At 65.2% G+C, this 19,076-nt stretch carries 16 protein-coding genes and 1 tRNA gene; 8 read left to right on the plus strand and 9 right to left on the minus strand.

The features are described from left to right. Positions 1-215 precede the first annotated feature (215 nt). Entirely contained in the window at positions 216-1,616 is a 1,401-nt protein-coding gene (locus O3297_RS16345) for a PLP-dependent aminotransferase family protein (protein WP_305049180.1), read from the plus strand. Here O3297_RS16345 and O3297_RS16350 read toward each other — a convergent pair. Then, positions 1,613-2,026, minus strand: a complete 414-nt coding sequence (locus O3297_RS16350) for a DoxX family protein (RefSeq protein WP_305049181.1) — start codon at positions 2,024-2,026, stop codon at positions 1,613-1,615. The genes O3297_RS16345 and O3297_RS16350 overlap by 4 nt on opposite strands. A gap of 185 nt (positions 2,027-2,211) precedes the next feature. Here O3297_RS16350 and O3297_RS16355 point away from each other — a divergent pair, with 185 nt between their 5' ends. From O3297_RS16355 to O3297_RS16365, 3 genes are all read left to right on the plus strand, one after another. Further along, a complete protein-coding gene (locus O3297_RS16355; protein ID WP_092608160.1) occupies positions 2,212-3,192 on the plus strand; it encodes an alpha/beta fold hydrolase in 981 nt (326 codons plus the stop codon). 165 nt (positions 3,193-3,357) lie between these two features. Beyond that, entirely contained in the window at positions 3,358-4,101 is a 744-nt protein-coding gene (locus O3297_RS16360; protein ID WP_070281424.1) for a sensor histidine kinase, read from the plus strand. Further along, the gene (locus O3297_RS16365) at positions 4,098-4,757 is read left to right on the plus strand and encodes a response regulator transcription factor (RefSeq protein ID WP_225317412.1); all 660 of its coding nucleotides are present in this window, start codon (positions 4,098-4,100) and stop codon (positions 4,755-4,757) included. The genes O3297_RS16360 and O3297_RS16365 overlap by 4 nt, the downstream gene beginning before the upstream one ends. A 12-nt stretch (positions 4,758-4,769) precedes the next feature. Here O3297_RS16365 and O3297_RS16370 read toward each other — a convergent pair whose 3' ends face one another. Then, complete coding sequence (locus tag O3297_RS16370; protein WP_034786497.1) at positions 4,770-5,051, minus strand: XapX domain-containing protein; 282 nt, start codon at positions 5,049-5,051, stop codon at positions 4,770-4,772. Between the two features lie 72 nt (positions 5,052-5,123). Continuing rightward, a complete protein-coding gene (locus tag O3297_RS16375; protein ID WP_070281851.1) occupies positions 5,124-5,810 on the minus strand; it encodes a hydrolase in 687 nt (228 codons plus the stop codon). Positions 5,811-6,019: 209 nt separating this feature from the next. Here O3297_RS16375 and O3297_RS16380 point away from each other — a divergent pair, with 209 nt between their 5' ends. After that, the gene (locus tag O3297_RS16380; RefSeq protein WP_305049182.1) at positions 6,020-6,652 is read left to right on the plus strand and encodes a response regulator transcription factor; all 633 of its coding nucleotides are present in this window, start codon (positions 6,020-6,022) and stop codon (positions 6,650-6,652) included. Here the strand turns inward: O3297_RS16380 and O3297_RS16385 are convergent. Then, entirely contained in the window at positions 6,626-9,700 is a 3,075-nt protein-coding gene (locus O3297_RS16385; protein WP_305049183.1) for a sensor histidine kinase, read from the minus strand. The genes O3297_RS16380 and O3297_RS16385 overlap by 27 nt on opposite strands. Before the next feature lie 8 nt (positions 9,701-9,708). Further along, the gene (locus tag O3297_RS16390) at positions 9,709-10,407 is read right to left on the minus strand and encodes a YoaK family protein (protein ID WP_092608148.1); all 699 of its coding nucleotides are present in this window, start codon (positions 10,405-10,407) and stop codon (positions 9,709-9,711) included. 250 nt (positions 10,408-10,657) lie between these two features. Here O3297_RS16390 and O3297_RS16395 point away from each other — a divergent pair, with 250 nt between their 5' ends. Both O3297_RS16395 and O3297_RS16400 read left to right on the plus strand, forming a co-directional pair. Beyond that, the gene (locus O3297_RS16395; protein ID WP_305049184.1) at positions 10,658-12,532 is read left to right on the plus strand and encodes an amidohydrolase; all 1,875 of its coding nucleotides are present in this window, start codon (positions 10,658-10,660) and stop codon (positions 12,530-12,532) included. 4 nt (positions 12,533-12,536) lie between these two features. After that, positions 12,537-13,631 carry a porin gene (locus O3297_RS16400; RefSeq protein ID WP_305049185.1) on the plus strand — a complete coding sequence of 365 codons (1,095 nt, stop codon included), beginning with the start codon at positions 12,537-12,539 and terminating at the stop codon, positions 13,629-13,631. A gap of 7 nt (positions 13,632-13,638) precedes the next feature. On the opposite strand, the gene O3297_RS16405 is transcribed toward O3297_RS16400, so the two are convergent. The 4 genes from O3297_RS16405 to pepN form a co-directional block, all read right to left on the minus strand. After that, complete coding sequence (locus O3297_RS16405) at positions 13,639-14,079, minus strand: hypothetical protein (RefSeq protein WP_305049186.1); 441 nt, start codon at positions 14,077-14,079, stop codon at positions 13,639-13,641. Between the two features lie 195 nt (positions 14,080-14,274). Beyond that, positions 14,275-14,350 (minus strand) — tRNA-Thr (locus tag O3297_RS16410). 116 nt (positions 14,351-14,466) lie between these two features. Beyond that, positions 14,467-15,468, minus strand: coding sequence for a class 1 fructose-bisphosphatase (locus O3297_RS16415; protein ID WP_092608140.1), 1,002 nt, complete (start codon positions 15,466-15,468; stop codon positions 14,467-14,469). A 32-nt stretch (positions 15,469-15,500) separates the two neighbouring features. Next, entirely contained in the window at positions 15,501-18,155 is a 2,655-nt protein-coding gene (gene pepN / locus O3297_RS16420) for an aminopeptidase N (RefSeq protein WP_305049187.1), read from the minus strand. Between the two features lie 197 nt (positions 18,156-18,352). Here pepN and O3297_RS16425 point away from each other — a divergent pair, with 197 nt between their 5' ends. Next, positions 18,353-18,982: a DUF4136 domain-containing protein gene (locus tag O3297_RS16425; protein WP_305049188.1), complete on the plus strand. Its 630-nt coding sequence runs from the start codon at positions 18,353-18,355 to the stop codon at positions 18,980-18,982. Positions 18,983-19,076: the final 94 nt, after the last annotated feature.

The following is a 19,076-nucleotide window of genomic DNA, read 5'->3' on the forward strand; positions in this document are numbered from 1 at the left end:
CCGCCCCCGCCACGCGCCACCGTGCGCTGCCACACCTTGAGACGCAGACTTAAATGCCTGTTGGAAATAGCAATCCCCGCCGGCCTGGCGGGACGGGCGGGCAAACCATCCGTCATGCATCTTCCTGAAGATACAGCCCGCCACGCATAAATGTATGGATTTTTTCAAGGCTTCAGCCCATAATTACGAGAAGCAATACCCATACATAAAACAAAATGCCCCAATCCAAATCCATACAAGAAGAAAGCCAGACCAGTGCGTGGATCACGCCGTTCGTGCAGCACGGCGGCCCGCGCTACCTGCAGATCGCCGACATGCTCGAGCGCGCGTTGTCCGACGGCAGCCTGCGCCCGGGTGACCGATTGCCGCCGCAGCGCCGCCTGGCCGCCCTGTACCAGGTCGACCTGACGACGGTAACGCGCGCCTACGACGAAGCCAAGCGCCGCAACCTGCTGGAGGGACATGGCGCGCGCGGCACCTATGTGGCGGCGCCGAAAGTGGAATTGACGCAGATGCTGGACCTGAGCATGAACATCCCGCCGCCGCCCGTGGGCGTGGATTTCGGCGACTTGCTGAAACAGGGCGTGGCGCAAGTGCTGATGCGCACGGACAGCGATCTGTTGATGAGTTATCACCTGGGCGGCGGCGGCAAGGCCGACCGCGCGGCGGGCGCCGTCTGGCTCGCGCCCATGTTCGGCGACGTCGATGCGGAACATGTGGTGGCCTGTCCCGGCGCGCAGGCGGCGCTGGCGGCGCTGATCTTGACTCTCAGCCGGCCCGGCGACAGCATCCTGACGGAAAGCGCCGTGTACCCGGGCCTGCGCCTGGCGGCGAGCCAGCTGAACCGCAAGGCCATCGTCGTGGAAACGGATGCCGACGGCATGCTGCCCGAAGCGCTGGAAAAGGCGTGCCGCAAGCACCAGGCGCGCCTCGTGTATTTGAACCCGACCCTGCAAAACCCGACAGCGCACACCATGCCGGCCGCGCGCCGCCTGGCCATCACGGAGGTGGTGCAGCGCTGCGGCATGCACATCATCGAGGATGACCCGTACTGGCTGCTGGCGTCCGACGCACCGCCCCCGCTGGCCCATTACGCGCCCGCCCACGTGTCGTATATCGCCACCCTGTCGAAATGCCTGGCGCCGGGCCTGCGCATGGCCTACACCTTGATCGCCGAGGTGCAGCTGCGCGAACGCTTCCTGCAGGCCATGCGCTCGTTTTCCCTGATGGCCACGCCCCTGACGACGGCGCTGACGACGCAATGGATACACGACGGCTCCGCGCACGCGCTGCTGGCCGGCATACGCAGCGAAGCGGACGCGCGCCAGGACGTCATCCGCACGATTTTGACGGGCACCAGCCAGCCGCACAGCAACGGCATCCACGTATGGTATTCACTGCCCAGCTACTGGACCTCGCGCGAACTGGCCGCCACGGCCCGCGCCCAGGGCGTGGCCGTCACGGCCTCGGACGCCTTCTACGACAACCGTCCGCCGAACGCCATCCGCATTTCGCTGGGCAGCATCCGCGACCGCGCGCGCCTGGCCAACGCATTAAAGAAATTATCACTGCTGCTGGCGCACAAGCCGGCGCTGCCCCGGGAATTCGTCATTTAACGGCGCAGCCGCGCATCCACCGAAAATTTGCCCGCGCCACTGATGGCAATCGTGCCAAAGACGATGATCAGCAGCCAGCCGAACTGGCCATCGGCGATGCTCCAGTCCGGGTGCACGAGCAGCATCGACACGCCCAGCAGGAACAGCAATGGCAGGCAGGCCAGGCGCGTCAGCAAGCCGGCGGCGACCAGCAGCGGGCAGAGGATTTCCGCGAACAGGGCGCAGTACAGGGTGACGGCGCGCCCCAGGTGCAGCGGGTCGTCGATATGCGCCAGTTCATCGGAGAAGTGCAGCAGTTTGGGCAAGCCGTGCACGTGCAGCACCAGCAGCGCGCCCGTCACGCGCGCAAACAGCAAGCCCGCATCGGGCAAGAAGGGGCCGGCCAGCGCCGCCATCCAGTGTTTCTTCATGATTGCTCCAGTGGGAAAGCCAGGCGGCGCGGCGCGCCGCTGCCAGCCATCATAGGCAGGCGGGCGCCTGGGCGCGACTGGTCTTTTGGCAGAGGCGCCGGCCCGCGCGAAGGCCTAGACTGGCCGATGCCATTACTGGCTCAGGCCGTAACTGGTCCCTCCCCCATCCCCGAAGGAAATGCAATATGTCGAAGAAAATCGAAGCCGAAGAAGTCACATCCCGCCGCAAGCTGCTCGTCAGCGTCGCCGGTGTCGCCGCCGGCGCGGGCCTGCTGGCCGCCGGTGGCGCCAGCGCCGCCGCCAAGCCAGCCGCCAGCACTGCAGTGGCACCGGGCAAGCTCACCGTCAACAGCGTCACCGTCAAGGACGGCACCGTCATCCACTTCAAGGACTGGGGCAGCGGCACGCCCGTCGTCTTCAGCCACGGCTGGCCATTGCAGGGCGACGCCTGGGAAGACCAGATGATGTTCCTGGCCAGCCACGGCTACCGCGTGATCGCGCACGACCGCCGCGGCCACGGCCTGTCCAGCCAGCCATGGCAGGGCAATGACATGGATACCTACGCCGACGACCTGGCCACCCTGCTCGACGCGCTCGACATCAAGGGCGCGACCCTGGTCGGCCATTCGACGGGCGGCGGCGAAGTGGCGCGCTATATCGGCCGCCATGGCGAAAAGCGCGTGGCCAAGGCCGTGCTGGTGGGCGCCGTGCCGCCGCAGATGGTCAAGTCGGAGACGAATCCCGGCGGCTTGCCGATGTCCGTCTTCGACGGCATCCGCGCCGGCGTGCTGGCCGACCGTTCGCAATTTTTCAAGGACCTGACGGTGCCGTTCTTCGGCGCCAACCGTCCCGGCAACAAGGTGTCGCAAGGCATGCGCGACACTTTCTGGCTGCAGGGCATGCAATGCGGCATCAAGAACGCCTACGATTGCATCAAGCAGTTTTCCGAGACGGACTTCACGGCCGACCTGAAGAAAATCTCCGTGCCCACCCTGGTGGTGCACGGCGGCGACGACCAGATCGTGCCGATCGACGCTTCCGGCAAGGCTGCGGCCAAGCTCATCAAGAACGCCAGGCTGGTCATCTATGAAGGCGCGCCGCACGGCTTGCCGGCCACCCACAAGGACCGCCTGAACGAAGACTTGCTGGCCTTTATCAAGTCCTGACCGTTCTGCGCTTCCCGCACCGCCGGCCCGCCCGGCGGTGCTACTCTTCCCCGCCGCGCAAAAAAAACCGCCCGCCTCCCCCATTCGTATAACTGCCATGCCTGATGCGCCGTGCATACTTGTTGCAGCGCGGCATACGCCGCAGCGAACGACAGGAGTTCCGCGATGGCCAGCATGCATTATTTCCCTCAGAAGCAAGACCCCGGCCCGGCGCAGGCGCAGCGCATGGGCAACATGGACGGTATGGGCGAATTTGCCGCATCGGTCGCGCACGAGGTGCGCCAGCCGCTGGCGGCCATCGCGCTCAATGCCGATGCCGCCTTGCGCTGGCTCGATCACGATCCGCCCCGCCTCGACGAGGCGCGCGCGGCACTGGCCCTGGTCGCCAGTGCCGGCAGCCATGCCAGCGCCGTGCTGCGCAGCGTGCATGGCCTGGCCTGCAATTCGCCGGACAGCCACGGTCATTTTGTAGCCGACGACGCCGTGCAAGACCTGCTGCCGCTGTTGCGCGCGCCACTGCAACGCCACGCCATCCATCTGGAAACGCAGCTGGCGCCGGGCCGCCCGCTGCTGCATGCCGACCCGGTGCAATTCCGGCAAGTCATCCTGAACCTGCTGATGAACGCCATCGAGGCTCTGCGCGACACCGGCGGCCGGCCGCGCACAGTGCTGCTGTCTTCGCGCCTGGATGGCAGCGTGCAGCACTTCAGCATTGCCGACAATGGCGCCGGCATCGCGCCGCAGGCGGCCGGCCGCCTGTACCACGCCCTGTATTCCAGCAAACCGGACGGCATGGGCATGGGCCTGGCCATCTGCCGCCGCATCCTCGACGCGCATGGCGGCCGCCTGTGGCATGCGCCCGGCGCGCCCCATGGCAGCGTCTTCCACTTCACCTTGCCAGCGCCATGAGCACAACCATGCACACGACCATGCCCCCGGCCGATCCGCCGATTACCCTCCTGATCGCCGACGACCACCCGCTGATCCTGGCCGGCCTGGCCTCGCTGATCGCATCACTGCCTGGCTTACTCCTGCTGGGCCAGGCCGGCACGGGCAGCGCCGCCGTGGAGCTGTACCGGCAACTGCGGCCCGACGTGGTGCTGATGGATTTGAACATGCCGGAAATGCATGGCGTCGAGGCGATCGAGCGCATCTGCGCAGACGACGCGCAAGCGAAGATCGTCATCCTCACCACCTACCAGGGCGAGGACAGCGTGCACCGGGCATTGCGCGCCGGCGCGCGCGGCTACCTGCTGAAGGATTCCGGCTTCCTGCAACTGACGCAGTGCATCCGCCAGGTGGCCGCCGGCAGGCACTACCTGCCGCCGGAACTGGCCGCGCAGCAGGCCGGCCGCATCGAGGCGAACCGCCTGTCGAAACGCGAGCACGACATCCTGCTGCACCTGTCAGCGGGCAAGAGCAACAAGATGATCGCGCGCAGCGCCGGCATCGAGGTGGGCACCGTCAAATTTCATGTGAATAATATTTTGACCAAGCTCAACGTATCAAGCCGCACCGAGGCGGCCACGGTGGCCGCCCGGCGCGGCTTGCTGGGCGCGTTCTAGCTGCCGGGAAGATCAGGCGGCGCTGTCGTCCTTCTGCTGCGGCTCGGCCTTGGCCAATGTCGGCTTCGCTTCCACGCCGCTGATCTTCGGCACGCATTCGCTGCGCAGCCACGACACGGTGATGGCTTCTCCCGCCATCAGGCGCTTGACGCCGGGGACGATCTGTTCGCCGATCAGCATGCCCAGCAGGCCGATCAGGGCAATGGCGGGCGGCGCCGGCGAGCGCACCTGCAAAACGGCGTAGATGATGCCAACCAGCAAACCCACCGCCAGAGAAATCACATATAACTTCATGGCGCATTCCTTTCGATGAAAAAAACGCCGCGCGCGGTCAGGCGCGCGGCGCATGGCACTGCCGCGTGGCGTTTACTTGGCCGGCACCGGCGCCAGGGTGGCGTGTTCGCCATGGATGCGCTGCGGCGCCTTGTGCACCATCGTGTAGGCGTAGTCGACGCCCATGCCGTAGGCGCCCGAATGTTCGCGCACGATGGCCATGACGGCGTCATAGGTTTCCTTGTGCGCCCAGTCGCGCTGCCATTCCAGCAGCACCTGCTGCCACGTCACGGGCACCACGCCAGCCTGGATCATGCGCTGCATGGCGTAATCGTGCGCTTCCTTCGAAGTGCCGCCAGAAGCGTCGGCCACCATGTAGATTTCGTAGTCGCCTTCGAGCATCGCGCACAGGGCAAAGCTGTTGTTGCACACTTCCGTCCACAGGCCCGAAACGACGACTTTCTTCTTGCCGTTGGCGGCCAGCGCATCGCGCACCTTCTGGTCATCCCACGAGTTCATCGAGCTACGCTCGAGGATATCCTTGCCGGGGAAGACGTCCAGCAGTTCCGGATAGGTATGGCCGGAGAAGCTTTCCGTTTCGACGGTGGTGATGATGGTGGGGATGTTGAATACCTTGGCGGCCTTGGCCAGGCCCACGGTATTGTTTTTCAGCGCTTGCCGGTCCATCGACTGCACGCCGAACGCCATCTGCGGCTGCTGGTCGATGAAGATGATCTGGCAATTATCGGGGGTGAGGACTTCCAGTTTCGGATTGGTCATGATGTCATCCATGAAGAAAGGGTTGAGTGGGTACTGCCGTGCATCGTATGCCTGGCGGCGTTCCCGCACCACTATCTAAATATAGGCTGGCATGCAGGCTGCCTCCGGGAAATGCCCCCTGCAGGAGGGCGGGCGCTGCGGTAAAATACCTTTTGCTCACCATGCTCCGACGACTCTTGATCGATAACTCCTCTTTGCCAGGCAACATCATGTGCAGCGATACGGCGGCGATACGCGTCCTCATTGCCGACGACCACCAGTTACTGCTCGACGGCATCGCGGCCCTGCTGCGCGCCTTTCCCGGCGTGGCGCTGGTGGGCCAGGCCACCGATGGCCAGCAGGCGGTGCAGCAGTTTGACGCGCTGCAGCCCGATGTCACGCTGATGGATTTGCAGATGCCGCGCATGAACGGCCTTGACGCCATCGGCGCCATCCGCGCACGCCATCCGCAGGCGCGCATCATCGTGCTGACCACCTACAAGGGCGACACGCAGGTGCTGCGCGCCATCCGCGCGGGCGCATGCGGCTATGTGCTGAAAAGCGCGCTGCGCCACGAATTGCTGGCGGCGATACAGAACGTGCATGCGGGGCGGCGCCACATCACGCCCGAGATCGAGGCGGAACTGGCGCTGTATGCCTGCAGCGACGTGCTGTCGAACCGCGAACTGGACGTGCTCAAGCAGGTTGCGCAAGGCAATTCCAACCGCGAGACGGGCGCCCTGCTGCAAATCAAGGAAGAAACCGTCAAGGCGCACATGAGCACCATCCTGGCCAAGCTGGGCGCCCGGGACCGCACCCACGCCGTCACCATCGCGCTACGGCGCGGCATCCTCGACGCCTGAGCGGCGCCAGCGCTGCCACCAGCGGCGCAGCGGGCCGTGCGCCAGCGGCCAGGCGCGGTGCGCCGGCACCCGCAGGCGCCACTGCGTGCCGCCCCCATCGCGCCCGCCCACAGTCAGGCGCGCGCCAAGTTTCACCGCGCGCTCGCGCATGCCGGGCATGCCCCAGTGTCCGGGAATCTGCCCGTTCGCGGCGACTACCGGAGGCAAGCCCTGGCCATCGTCGCGCACGAGCAGTTCGATGCCTCCGCACGCATAGCGCACCGCCACCTCGACCACCTGCGCGCGCGCATGCTGGAAGGCATTGCGCAGCGCTTCGCTGGCGATGCGGTAGATTTCATGCGCGGCACGCGCATGCAGCATGCGCGCCTCGCCTTCCTCCGCATAGCGGAACACGATGCCGTGCTGCGCCGCCAGACGCTCGCCTTCGCGCCGCAGGATGGCGCTCCAGCGCGCGCCCGCATCGTCGCCCGCGCGCAGGTCGTGCACATGGTCGCGTCCCTCGCCCAGCATGCGGTCGGCATCGTCGAGCGCGCGCAGCATGGCGGCGCGCGCGGGGTCATCCTCGGCGATGGCCATGCTGGCATTGTGAAAGTGCAGGATCATCGCCTGCGTGCCCTGAAGCAGGGTATCGTGCAGCTCGCGCGCGATGCGCTCGCGCTCGGCCTGCTGCGCCTCCATCCGCGCCTGCAGGCGCGCGGCGTGCTGGCCCAGCCGCCAGCGGCAAACGCCGTATGTGGCCGCCAGCAGCGCCGCCGCGCACAGGCTGCGGAACCACCAGGTCTGGTAAAAGGCGGGCAGCACGCGGAACGGCAGTTGCGCCACCGTGCTGGCCACGCCGTCGCCATTCGCCGCGATTACTTCAAAGCGGTAGCTGCCCGGCCCCAGGCCCGTGTACTGCGCCAGGCGCCGGCCGCCCGCCTGCTGCCACTGCGTATCGTAGCCGTCGAGCCGGTAGCGGAACTGCAAACGCTCCGGCGTGCCCAGACTGGCGGCGTTGTAATGGAATTGCACGTCGCGCGTGCCTGCCGCCAGCTGCAGGCCGGCGCTTGCGGGCGGATCGACGCGTCGGCCGTCGGCCAGCAGCGCGCCGATTTCCACGCGTGGCGCCGGCAAGGGAGCAAGCGTCTGGCGCGGATCGATCCAGAACGTCGCGCTCTGGCGCGAAAACCAGATCTTGCCATCGTCCGCTTCGGCAACCGAGCGGTTGTGCAGCATGCCGATGCTGCCGTTCAAGCCATCGACGGCGTCGTACGAGGTGGCGCGCATGGCATGGGCGGCGTCGCGCAGCGCCAGGTCCACTTCCGCGGCCGGAATGTGCGCGGCGCCGCTGCCGTGATTGAGCCACAGGCTGCCGTCGCGCGCGCGCAGCAGGCCCACCACGCCCTCAGTGGCGCTGGCCGGCTCGCCGCGCAGGGTGACGAAGCGGCTGCCGCGCCACAGCGCCACGCCACGCTGCCCGCCCGCCCACACCTGCCCGTGGTATTCGATCAGCATGGGAATCTTGCCCAGGTCCAGGCCCTCCGCGGGACCGAAGGCGTGCAGCCGCCCCCGTTCCAGCATGGCGACGCTGCCATCGGCATACGATAGCCACAGGCGCCCGGCCGCGTCGGCCAGCAGCGCCAGCGGCACTTTCGCGCCGCCACCGGGCAGCAGCGGTTCGCGCCGCCAGACCCCGTCGCGATACTGGAAAACGCCGGCGCCGCTGAACACGCCCCAGATGCTGCCATCGGGCGCGAGCACGCCGGCGCGCATGCGCTTGACCGCGGCAGCGCCAGATGGATAGGCGATCGTGCGCAGTACGCGCCCATCCTCGCCGGCCAGCTGCTGCAGGCCGGCGCGGGCCGCCACCCACGGGCCGCCCGGCGCTTCCAGGATGGCGCTGATGGGGCCCAGGCGCGGCGCGCGCAGCACCGTGCCGTCGGCCCGCGCCAGCAGCAGCGGCCCCAGGACGTCATCGCGCGACAGCCACATCGCGCCTGCCGGTCCGGCCAGCATTTCCTGGGTACGGAACACTTCGGCCACGCCGGGCGCGGCACGCGTGCGCAGGACCACGGGCGCGGCCTGGCGGAAACGGTCCAGGCCTCCGTACGTGGCAACCCAGACATTGCCTTCATTGTCGTCGCACATGGAACCGACGAGGACATTGCTCAAGCCATCGCGGGGCAGGAACGATTCCGTGTCGCCGCTGATGCCCAGCTGTCCCGGCGCCAGCGCGCCGCTGCTGCGCGTGCGGTGCAAGCCGTACTGGCTGTCGAACCACAAGGTGCCCGCGCGATCGACCAGCATGCTGCCGCTGGTGCCGCTCGTATCGCGGTAAATCCACCGATGATCGAGCTGCTCATAGCGTTCCAGCGACTCGATGATGCGGATGCCGCGCATCTCCAGCAAATAAATGCGGCCGTCGGGTCCCTGCTGCGGCGGCGCGCGCAGGTCAAGCCGGCCAATGGGCGGCGCGAAGCGCGACTGCGTCGCCTGCCACATGAACAGGCCGTTTTCACTGAACACGGCGATGCGGCCATCGCGGTCGGCAAACACGGCGGACGCCTTTTGCGCCGTGTAGCCCTGCGCCGGTCCCATCGCCTGCCAGCGCAGGCCATCGAAGCGCGAGATGCCGGACACGCCGGCCGCCCACAAGGCGCCGTCGCCGCCGATGGCAAAGCCCCAGATGGCGCCCGCCGGCACGCCCTGCGCTTCGGCGTAATTGCGCACCACGCCATCCTTGACGTGGCTGATGCCGCCCACTTGCCAGCCTATCCACATGCCGCCGTCGGAGGCGCGCTTGAGCGCCAGCGCCACCGTGTCGGGAAAGCTGCCCTGGCGCGCGCGCACGGGCTCGAAGCGCAGGCCGTCGAAACGGCGCACGCCCGCATGCGTGCCCAGCCACAGGAAACCGTCATTGCCCTGAGCCATGACGATGATATCGTCGGGCGCGCCGTCGCTGGCCATCCAGCGCGTGTGCTGCAGCTGATGGATGCCGCGTGCGGCATCGATGGCCAGCCCGCAAGGACTGGCCAGCATGAACATCAGCCACAGCAGGAAGGCGCGCATCGCGGCTGTCAGGGCACGGGCACGGCGGTCCGACCGCTACGCTGCTCCACGACGATCAGGCCGCCCAGCAGCACCAGCGGCACGGCCAGCGCCGCGAAACCGAAGACCAGGTAGCCAAAGCCGGCAGCGATGGCGCCCAGCGCAAAGGCCAGCAGCGGCCAGAAGAACTTGCCGCAGCGCGCGCGCGTGCCCTCGTCGGCCGCGCCGCGCAGCACGTCGACGGTGTCGAGCACGATCTGCGTCACGTTCCCCGTCATCATGGAGGTCGGCGCCAGGTGCGCCAGCAGCAGACGGCTGGTGGCGCTGTGCACGCCCATGGCGGCCGTGCCCAGCAAGCCGGCGAACATCGCCAGCGTGCCCACTTCCTTGCCGACCGGCTCGGCCAGGATGCCGAACACCATGAAACCGGCCAGCAAGATCCATTGCAGCAGGAAAGCCAGCGTCAGCGCCGGACCGCCGCGGCGCTCGATGGCCAGCACCATCAGGCGCGTGACGACGATGCCGGCGATAAAGGCGGGAAAAGCGAGGATTTTCAGCAGGATGGGGATGCGCGTCGGTTCGGCCAGGGCGGCGCCGATCAGCACGAAGTTGCCCGTGACATGGGCCGTAAACAGGCCGAAGAGGGCGATAAAGCCCAGCGTATCGACATACCCGGCCAAAAAGCCCAGGCTGGTGCCGTATAAACGGCTATGTGGTGGCTGATCCATCGAATGACTCCTGATACCGTGCAATGCACTAAAAAACGAAAAACGCGCCAGGGAAGCGCCCCGGCGCCGCTGCCTGCATGGTAAGCCATGCGGCCGGCCGCCGCCCCCGCCATTCGGCCAGTGCGCGACGCGCCACCTGATCTTTTGGCCCGTGTTCAAGCGCGGGACGTCCGCTACACTGGCCGACGTGACTTTCGCGCCGCGCACGCCGGCCCCCTCCCCCCCTGCACCGCAACCATGGAGCTGCACCATGCCAGAACACACCCTCCCCGCCGCCGCACCCTTGATCCTGCTCAATGGCTGCTTCCATACCGTCGATAAAAGCTGCCCGCAAGCGAGCGCCGTGGCCATCGCCGACGGCAAATTCCTCGCCGTGGGCGATCTTGAAGACGTCATGCGCCACCGCGCGCCCGACAGCCGCGTGATCGACCTGGGTGGCCGCACGGTCATTCCCGGCCTGAACGACTCGCACCTGCACCTGATCCGCGGCGGCTTGAACTACAACCTGGAATTGCGCTGGGAAGGCGTGCCTTCGCTGGCCGACGCCCTGCGCATGCTCAAGGAGCAAGCCTTGCGCACGCCGAATCCGCAATGGGTGCGCGTGGTGGGCGGCTGGAACGAATTCCAGTTCGCGGAAAAGCGCATGCCGACCCTCGATGAAATCAACGCGGCCGCGCCCGACACCCCAGTCTTCATCCTGCACCTGTACGACCGTGCCCTGCTGAACCGCGCCGCCCTGCGCGTGGTCGGCTACGACAAGAACACGCCGAACCCGCCTGGCGGCGAAATCGTGCGCGACGCTGCCGGCAACCCCACTGGCATGCTGATCGCCCGTCCAAACGCCATGATCTTATATGCGACCCTGGCCAAGGGTCCGACCCTGCCGCGAGAATTGCAAGTCAATTCCACGCGCCAGTTCATGCGCGAACTCAATCGACTCGGCCTGACCAGCGCCATCGACGCGGGCGGCGGCTTCCAGAATTATCCGGAAGACTACGCGGTGGTCGAGGAACTGGCGCAAAAAGAGCAGCTGACGATACGCATCGCCTACAACCTGTTCACGCAAAACAAGGGCCGCGAACTGGAGGATTTTGAAAAATGGACGGAGATGGTCACGCCGGGCCAGGGCGACGATTACTACCGCCATAACGGCGCCGGCGAAATGCTGGTGTTTTCCGCCGCCGACTTCGAGGATTTCCTCGAACCGCGCCCGGACCTGGCGCCCGGCATGGACGACGAACTGGAAAAGGTGGTGCGCCACCTGGTGTCCAAACGCTGGCCCTTCCGCCTGCACGCCACCTATGACGAATCGATCGAGCGCATGCTGACGGTCTTTGAAAAGGTCAACCGCGACATTCCGTTCGACGGCCTGCACTGGATGTTCGACCACTGCGAAACCATCACGCCGAAAAACATCGACCGGGTCAAGGCGCTGGGAGGCGGCATCGCCATCCAGCACCGCATGGCTTTCCAGGGCGAGTACTTCGTCGACCGCTACGGTGCCGAAGCAGCCAAGGCCACGCCGCCGATCGCGCGCATGCTTACCTCGGGCGTGCCGGTAGGCGGCGGCACCGACGCCACCAGGGTCGCCAGCTACAACCCGTGGACGGCGCTGTACTGGCTGGTGTCGGGCCGCACCGTCGGCGGCTTGCGCCTGTACGACGCGGGCAGCCGTTTGTCGCGCGACACGGCGCTGGAACTGTGGACGGCGGGCAGCGCCTGGTTCTCCAGCGAGCAAGGCAAGAAGGGCCGCATCCAGGAAGGCATGCTGGCCGACCTGGCCGTGCTGAGCGCGGATTTTTTCAGCATAGCTGAAGAGGCGATCAAGTCCATCGAATCGGTGCTCACCATCGTCGGCGGCAAGATCGTCTACGGCCAGGCGGAATTTTCCAATCTGGCGCCGCCTCCGATCCCCGTATTGCCCGACTGGTCGCCCGTGAAAAACGTGGCCGGCCACTACCGCACCGCGCCGCCGCAAAAGAGCAGCGTGATGCAACAGCACCAGTGCCAGGGCGCCTGCGGCGTGCACTCCCACGCCCATGACGTGGCGCGCAAGAGTTCCGTGCCCGTCTCCAGCCACTCCGGCTTCTGGGGCGCGCTGGGCTGCAGCTGCTTTGCGTTCTGAGGCCATGCTGACGCGATTGCCCCTGCTGGCGGCCGGCGCGCTCGCGCTGGCGGCTGCCCTGCCCGCCGCGGCACAGGACAATGTGCAGCTGTACGGCCGCCTGAACGTGGCGCTCGAAGCGATGCACTCGTCCGCCAGCGGCGACAGCGTGCAGCGCGTATCCAACAACCGCTCGGTACTCGGTTTTCGCGGCAGCGAAGACCTGGGCGGCGGCTGGCAGGCGCTGTTCCAGGTCGAGGGCACCTTGTCGCCCGATACGGGCGCAGGATCAATCGCCGCGCGCGACACGCGCGTCGGTATTGCCGGACCGTGGGGCACGCTCTTTGCCGGCAACTGGACCCTGCCCTACAACAGCGCCACGTCCGCGCTCGACCCGTTCTACCCCACCACGGCCGGCTACATGAGCCTGATGGGCAACGGCGCGGGCGCCACCGAAAGCAATACCAGCAACACGTATTCCTTCGACCGGCGCCAGCAAAACAGCGTGCATTACTGGACGCCGCAGTGGCAAGGCTGGTCGCTGCGCGTGGCGCGCGGCATGGGGGAAGAACGACCCGCCAGCGGCGCGCATCCGGCACTGACCTCGGCCGCCTTGCTTTATGACGGTGGCACCCTGTACGCCACCCTGGCGCATGAGGCACACCACGACTATCAGGGACGCGGACTCTCCGACCGTGGCAGCAAGCTGGCCCTGGCCTGGCGCGTCGACAGCGCCACGCAGCTGGCGCTGGCGCTGGAAAGCCTGCGCTATGCGACGCCCACGGGCGAACTGCACCGCCGCACGGTGTATGTCTCCGCCACGCGCCAGTTCGGCCGCCACGGCCTGCGTTTCGGCCTGGCGCATGCCCAAAGCGCCAGCGGCGGCGCGCTGGAAAGCATCGGCACGGTGCGTGCGGGAGCGGATACGGGCGCCACCCACGCCACCGCCGGCTACGACTACCAGCTGTCGAAACGCAGCAGCCTGTATGCCTACTACACGCGCCTGGCCAACAGCCGCCACGGCATCGCCGACTTTGCCATCAACAGCCTGGGACACGAAACAGGCAGGGCGGGCGCCACCATGTCGGGTGTGGCGCTGGGGATCAGGCACAATTTCTGAGCGGCGCTCAGTCCCAGCAGACCGACAGTACGGCATAGCCCTGTGACGGGTCAGGAGCGTTGTCGGGCTTGCCGTAAGGCCAGCCGGGGATGACGCCGTCGGCTTCCATGCCGGCGATCCAGCGCTCCACCTCGTCCTGGCGTGCGGACGTGAAGATATGCACGTTTTCCGCAGGCGGAAAACGTTTCGCGTCCACGTCCGCCTCGCCATAGTCGCACCAATCCTGGTGCAAGCCGACCAGCACCTTTTCCACGTCCGGCCTGGCGGCGATCTCGCGGAACCTTTCATACAACTGCGCAATCGGCGGGCGGCCATAGCCCCACTGGTTCGGCGCGATCGACTCTTCGTCGGTATTGCCTGCAAAGTAGAGATCGAGATCAATCACGGGTGGCGCATCGCCATCGTAGGCGTCGAGCGAGGCCAGGTACTGGGACAGTTTTTCGGGCATGGGTAGAGTTCCGCTGATGTAAAAGCCAATGCAATATTGTAGCCTGCAGACGTATATGCCAGCGGAGCACCGCGCCCGGGTTCGAGCTCGCGGCCTGCTTCCAATACAGATTGGTCCCGTCAGCCATGGCGCTGAAATCGAGGACGACAAAAAACCCGCTGACTTTTGCAAGCAAGCGGGTTTTCTGATGAAACTTGGTGCCGTTGGCCGGAATCGAACTGGCGACCTTCACATTACGAATGTGCTGCTCTACCAACTGAGCTACAACGGCGAAGACCCACATTCTACAAACAATGCACAAAATTTGCTAGTGTCAACGCGAACTTTTTTGCATTTTTTTAGCGGCCCGGCTGCGGGCCGCTAAAAATCGTGGAAAAGTGCGGCTTTTTACTCCGCGTGGTAGGCGGTCACGCGGGCCACTTCGTCTTTCGAGCCGAGGAAGACGGGTACGCGCTGGTGCAGCTTGTGCGGGGCGATGTCCATGATGCGATGCTGGCCGTCGGTGGCTGCGCCGCCGGCTTGTTCGACGATGAAGGCCATCGGGTTCGCTTCGTACATCAGGCGCAGCTTGCCCGGCATCGACGTATCGCGCAGGTCGGCAGGGTACATGAAGATGCCGCCGCGGTTCAGGATGCGGTGCACGTCGGCCACCATCGAAGCGATCCAGCGCATGTTGAAGTTGGTGCCGCGCGGGCCCGTGTCGCCGGCCAGCAGTTCATCGACATAGCGTTTCACGGGCGGATGCCAGTGGCGCGCGTTCGACATGTTGATGGCGAATTCCTTCGTCGTCGGCGGAATCTGCATATTGCTTTGCGTGAGGACCCACGAACCCATCTCGCGGTCCAGGGTGAAGCAGTTCACGCCATTGCCGAAGGTCAGTACCAGCATGGTTTGCGGGCCGTACACGGCATAGCCGGCCGCCACTTGCTTGCTGCCCGCCTGCATGAAGTCCTGTTCGGTCGGCTGACCCATGCCGTCCGGCGCCTTGAGTACCGAGAAGATGGTGCCGATCGACACGTTGACGTCGATGTTCGAGGAACCATCCAGTGGGTCGAACAGCAGCATGTATTCGCCCTTCGGATAGCGGTTCGGGATCGGGTGGATCGATTCCATCTCTTCCGACGCCATGGCCGCCAGGTGGCCGCCCCACTCATTCGCTTCGAGCAGGATCTCGTTGGAGATGATGTCGAGTTTCTTCTGTACTTCGCCCTGCACGTTTTCCGTGTCGGCCGTGCCCAGCACTTCACCGAGCGCGCCCTTGCCGACAGCGTGGCTGATGGTTTTGCAAGCGCGCGCGACGACTTCGATCAGCAGGCGCAGTTCGGCCGGAATGCTGTTGTTCGAGCGCTGCTCTTCAACCAGGTATTGCGTAAGACTGATGCGTTTCATGAAATCCCTCTGTTTTGATGATTATTGCGGTGTTAATTGGCCAATGCCTTGCTGACGACTTCCATCACGTCATTCGACAGGCTGACCTGGCCGGCGACTTTTTCCAGCGCCTCGCGCATGTGGCTTTGCAGCGCGGGCACGTAACGGCGCCAGCGGTCCATGGAGCGCGCCAGGCGGGCCGCCACTTGCGGGTTCAGGGCGTCGAGCGCGATGACTTGTTCGGCCCAAAAGGCATAGCCGCTGCCGTCAGCCGCATGGAATTGCGACGGATTGGCGTTGGTGAAATTGAAGATCAAGCTGCGCGCGCGGTTCGGGTTTTTCAGGGTGAAGGCCGGATGCGTCATCAGTTGACGCACGGCTTGCACATCGGTCGATGGCGCGGCCGCCTGCATGGCGAACCACTTGTCGACCACCAGCGCCTCGTTCTCGAAATCGCCATAGAAGCTGGCCAGGGCCGCCTGCGCATGCGGCTGCGAGCCGGAATGAATCAGCGCCGCCAGTGCCGCGGCGCGGTCCGTCATGTTGCCGGCATTGTCGAACTGCAGCCGCGCCAGGTCCAGCTCCGCCGCTGCGGGCGCAATCAGCAGATACGACAGGGCCAGGTTTTTCAGCGCGCGCTTGCCGGCCGACAGGGCGTCCGGGCTGTACTCGCCCGGCGTCTGGTTGGCGTGGTATTGCGCCAGCAGCTCAGGTTTCAGCGCGGCAGCGATGGTGCGGCGCATGAACTGGCGCGCCGCATGGATCGCCTGCGGATCGACTTGCGCCAGGCGCTCGGCGATGATGGTTTCCGACGGCAGGATCAAGGCCAGCTCGCGGAAGGCAGGATCGAGCGTTTCATCGGCCAGCAAGGCGCGCTGCGCTTCGATGAAGGTGTCGTCCAGCGCCAGCGCTTCGCCTGCGGCGACGGCGCCGGTCAGTTTCAGCAGGCGCTCCATGGCCAGGCGCTGACCCGCTTCCCAGCGGTTCACGGGATCGCTGTCGTGGCGGAACAGGTGCAGCAGTTCGGCGTCGGTATAGCCGTATTCGAGCACCACGGGCGCGGAAAAGTCGCGCAGCAGCGACGGCACGGGGGCTTGCGTCACATTCGTGAAGCGGAAAGTCCGCGACGCCTGCGTCAATTCCAGCACGACGCTGGTGGCACCGTTCGATGCCACGCCATCCACGTACAGCGGCAGGTCGCCGCCATCGGCAGCCAGCAGGCCGACGGTGACGGGAATGTGGAACGGCAGTTTTTTCGGCTGGCCCGGCGTGGCGGGGCAGCTTTGCGCCAGGGTCAGCTCGAACGTCTGGCTGGCGGCATCGTAGCGCGTGGAAGCGGTGACGATGGGCGTGCCGGCCTGGCTGTACCAGCGTTCGAACTGGCTGAAGTCGCGGCCATTCGCGTCGGCCATGGCGGCGCGGAAGTCGTCGCACTGGACGGCCTGGCCATCGTGGCGCTCGAAATACAGGTCCATGCCCTTGCGGAAGCCGTCGCGGCCCACGAGGGTCTGGTACATGCGCACCACTTCGGCGCCCTTTTCGTAGATCGTGACCGTATAAAAGTTATTGATCTCGACGAAGGAATCGGGACGCACGGGATGGGCCATCGGGCCCGCGTCTTCAGGGAACTGCGCCTGGCGCAGAGTGCGCACCTGGTCGATGCGCGTGACGGCGCGGCCCGTATCCGTGCCGATCATGTCGGCCGAGAATTCCTGGTCGCGGAACACCGTCAAGCCTTCCTTCAGCGACAGCTGGAACCAGTCGCGGCACGTCACGCGGTTGCCGGTCCAGTTATGGAAGTATTCATGGCCCACCACCGCTTCGATGCCCGCGTAATCGACGTCGGTCGCCACGCGCGCATTGGCCAGCACATACTTGGTATTGAAGATGTTCAGCCCCTTGTTTTCCATGGCGCCCATGTTGAAATCGCCGACGGCGACGATCATGAAGCGGTCCAGGTCCAGTTCCAGGCCGAAGCGCTCCTCGTCCCAGCGGATCGAGTTTTTCAGCGACTGCATGGCGTAGTCGGTTTTATCGAGGTTGCCGTCTTCCACCCACACTTGCAGCAGCACTTCGCGGCCCGACTTCAAGGTGTAGCGCTCTTCCTGGCACACCAGGCGCGCGGCGACCAGGGCGAACAGGTAGGACGGCTTCTTGAACGGGTCTTCCCACTTGGCGTAATGGCGGCCGTCACCGAGGTCGCCCTCTTCGATCAGGTTGCCGTTCGATAGCAGTACCGGATATTGCTCCTTGTCGGCGCGCAGCATGACCGTGTACTTGGCCATCACGTCCGGACGGTCCGGGAAGAAGGTGATGCGGCGGAAGCCTTCCGCTTCGCACTGCGTGAAGAAATTATGGTTCGACACGTACAGGCCGGACAGCGAGGTATTGTCCTGCGGCGCCAGCACGGTTTCGATATCGAGCGTAACATCGTCCGGTGCCTTGGGAATGGTCAGCATGCTGGCCGTCAGCTTGTACTGCGACGGATTGAGCAGCTTGCCGTTCAGGCGGACTTGCACCAGTTCAATATGTTCGCCGTGCAATTCGATGCTGCGGCTGGTGCTGGCCGGATTGTGGCGCATGCGGATCCGGCTCGCCACCACTGTGCGGGCGGGATCGAGATCGAAACCAAGTTCGACGCTGTCGACCAGGAAGCTGGGCGGCGTGTAATCTTTGCGGTAAATCGTCTGAGGGCTGTCTGTGCGCATAGGGATTTGGGTGGGAGCGGAGGCAAAAGCCTATTTTACCAACACCAGCCCCCGATAGTCGCGATTCAGGCCAGGAATGTTGGATTCCCTTACACGCCGACATGCTCGGTAACATTCTGTAATAATGAATAGAAACAAATAGAACTATTCTTATAATACTAAGCGATGAATTGTGTCTACTATCAGGAGGTCATGCAATGAAACGTTATCTCACCATCATGATGGCCGCATTGACCGTGTTGCTGACCGGATGCGCCACCACCATACGCAGCGACGTCACCGTCTTCCACGAGTGGCCTGCGCAATTGCAGGACAAATCGTATGCGTTTGAAGCGCCAGCGGCGGAAAACGATACGCTGGAATACCGCAGCTACCAGAACCTGGTGCGCGCGGAACTGGCCAAGCACGGCTTCGGCGAAGCTTCCGGCGCTGCGGCAGCCAATTTGCGCGTGGCGATGCAGTTTTCCACCGTCGACTATCCTGAGCGCGTGCTGCAGGCGTCCGATCCATTCTGGTATGGCCCCGGCTACTGGCCTGGCCGCTACGGCTACCGCTACGGCGCATGGCCAGGCTATGGTCGCTTTGGTTATAACCCCTACTGGTATGGCCCGATGGACATGGAAGAAACCGTGCGCCACAAATACGAACGCGAATTGCGCGTGACGATCAATGACCGCAACGGCAAGAAATTGTATGACGTGACCGTGCAATCGACCAGCAACAAGCGCGCCACGTCGCAGGTGATGCCGGCCATGGTCGCCAGCGCCTTTGCCGACTTCCCCGGACAAAGCGGCGTTCCCCGCAAGGTGGAAGTCAAGGTAGAATAGTTACGTGGCAATACAAAAAACCGGCTGGTGCAGCGATGCGTCAGCCGGTTTTTTTATGCCTACGAATAATACGCTTCTGCCGCAAAGGTCAGCG

Source organism: Janthinobacterium sp. SUN128, assembly GCF_030587275.1.
In the GTDB taxonomy this organism is placed as follows: Bacteria; Pseudomonadota; Gammaproteobacteria; order Burkholderiales; family Burkholderiaceae_D; genus Janthinobacterium; species Janthinobacterium lividum.

What these genes read in the sequence shown, in the direction of transcription:
- O3297_RS16345 (WP_305049180.1), top strand. Translation starts at nt 216, where the DNA reads ATGCCCCAATCCAAATCCATACAAGAAGAAAGCCAGACCAGTGCGTGG.
- O3297_RS16350 (WP_305049181.1), bottom strand. Translation starts at nt 2,026, where the DNA reads ATGAAGAAACACTGGATGGCGGCGCTGGCCGGCCCCTTCTTGCCCGAT.
- O3297_RS16355 (WP_092608160.1), top strand. Translation starts at nt 2,212, where the DNA reads ATGTCGAAGAAAATCGAAGCCGAAGAAGTCACATCCCGCCGCAAGCTG.
- O3297_RS16360 (WP_070281424.1), top strand. Translation starts at nt 3,358, where the DNA reads ATGGCCAGCATGCATTATTTCCCTCAGAAGCAAGACCCCGGCCCGGCG.
- O3297_RS16365 (WP_225317412.1), top strand. Translation starts at nt 4,098, where the DNA reads ATGAGCACAACCATGCACACGACCATGCCCCCGGCCGATCCGCCGATT.
- O3297_RS16370 (WP_034786497.1), bottom strand. Translation starts at nt 5,051, where the DNA reads ATGAAGTTATATGTGATTTCTCTGGCGGTGGGTTTGCTGGTTGGCATC.
- O3297_RS16375 (WP_070281851.1), bottom strand. Translation starts at nt 5,810, where the DNA reads ATGACCAATCCGAAACTGGAAGTCCTCACCCCCGATAATTGCCAGATC.
- O3297_RS16380 (WP_305049182.1), top strand. Translation starts at nt 6,020, where the DNA reads ATGTGCAGCGATACGGCGGCGATACGCGTCCTCATTGCCGACGACCAC.
- O3297_RS16385 (WP_305049183.1), bottom strand. Translation starts at nt 9,700, where the DNA reads ATGCGCGCCTTCCTGCTGTGGCTGATGTTCATGCTGGCCAGTCCTTGC.
- O3297_RS16390 (WP_092608148.1), bottom strand. Translation starts at nt 10,407, where the DNA reads ATGGATCAGCCACCACATAGCCGTTTATACGGCACCAGCCTGGGCTTT.
- O3297_RS16395 (WP_305049184.1), top strand. Translation starts at nt 10,658, where the DNA reads ATGCCAGAACACACCCTCCCCGCCGCCGCACCCTTGATCCTGCTCAAT.
- O3297_RS16400 (WP_305049185.1), top strand. Translation starts at nt 12,537, where the DNA reads ATGCTGACGCGATTGCCCCTGCTGGCGGCCGGCGCGCTCGCGCTGGCG.
- O3297_RS16405 (WP_305049186.1), bottom strand. Translation starts at nt 14,079, where the DNA reads ATGCCCGAAAAACTGTCCCAGTACCTGGCCTCGCTCGACGCCTACGAT.
- O3297_RS16415 (WP_092608140.1), bottom strand. Translation starts at nt 15,468, where the DNA reads ATGAAACGCATCAGTCTTACGCAATACCTGGTTGAAGAGCAGCGCTCG.
- pepN (WP_305049187.1), bottom strand. Translation starts at nt 18,155, where the DNA reads ATGCGCACAGACAGCCCTCAGACGATTTACCGCAAAGATTACACGCCG.
- O3297_RS16425 (WP_305049188.1), top strand. Translation starts at nt 18,353, where the DNA reads ATGAAACGTTATCTCACCATCATGATGGCCGCATTGACCGTGTTGCTG.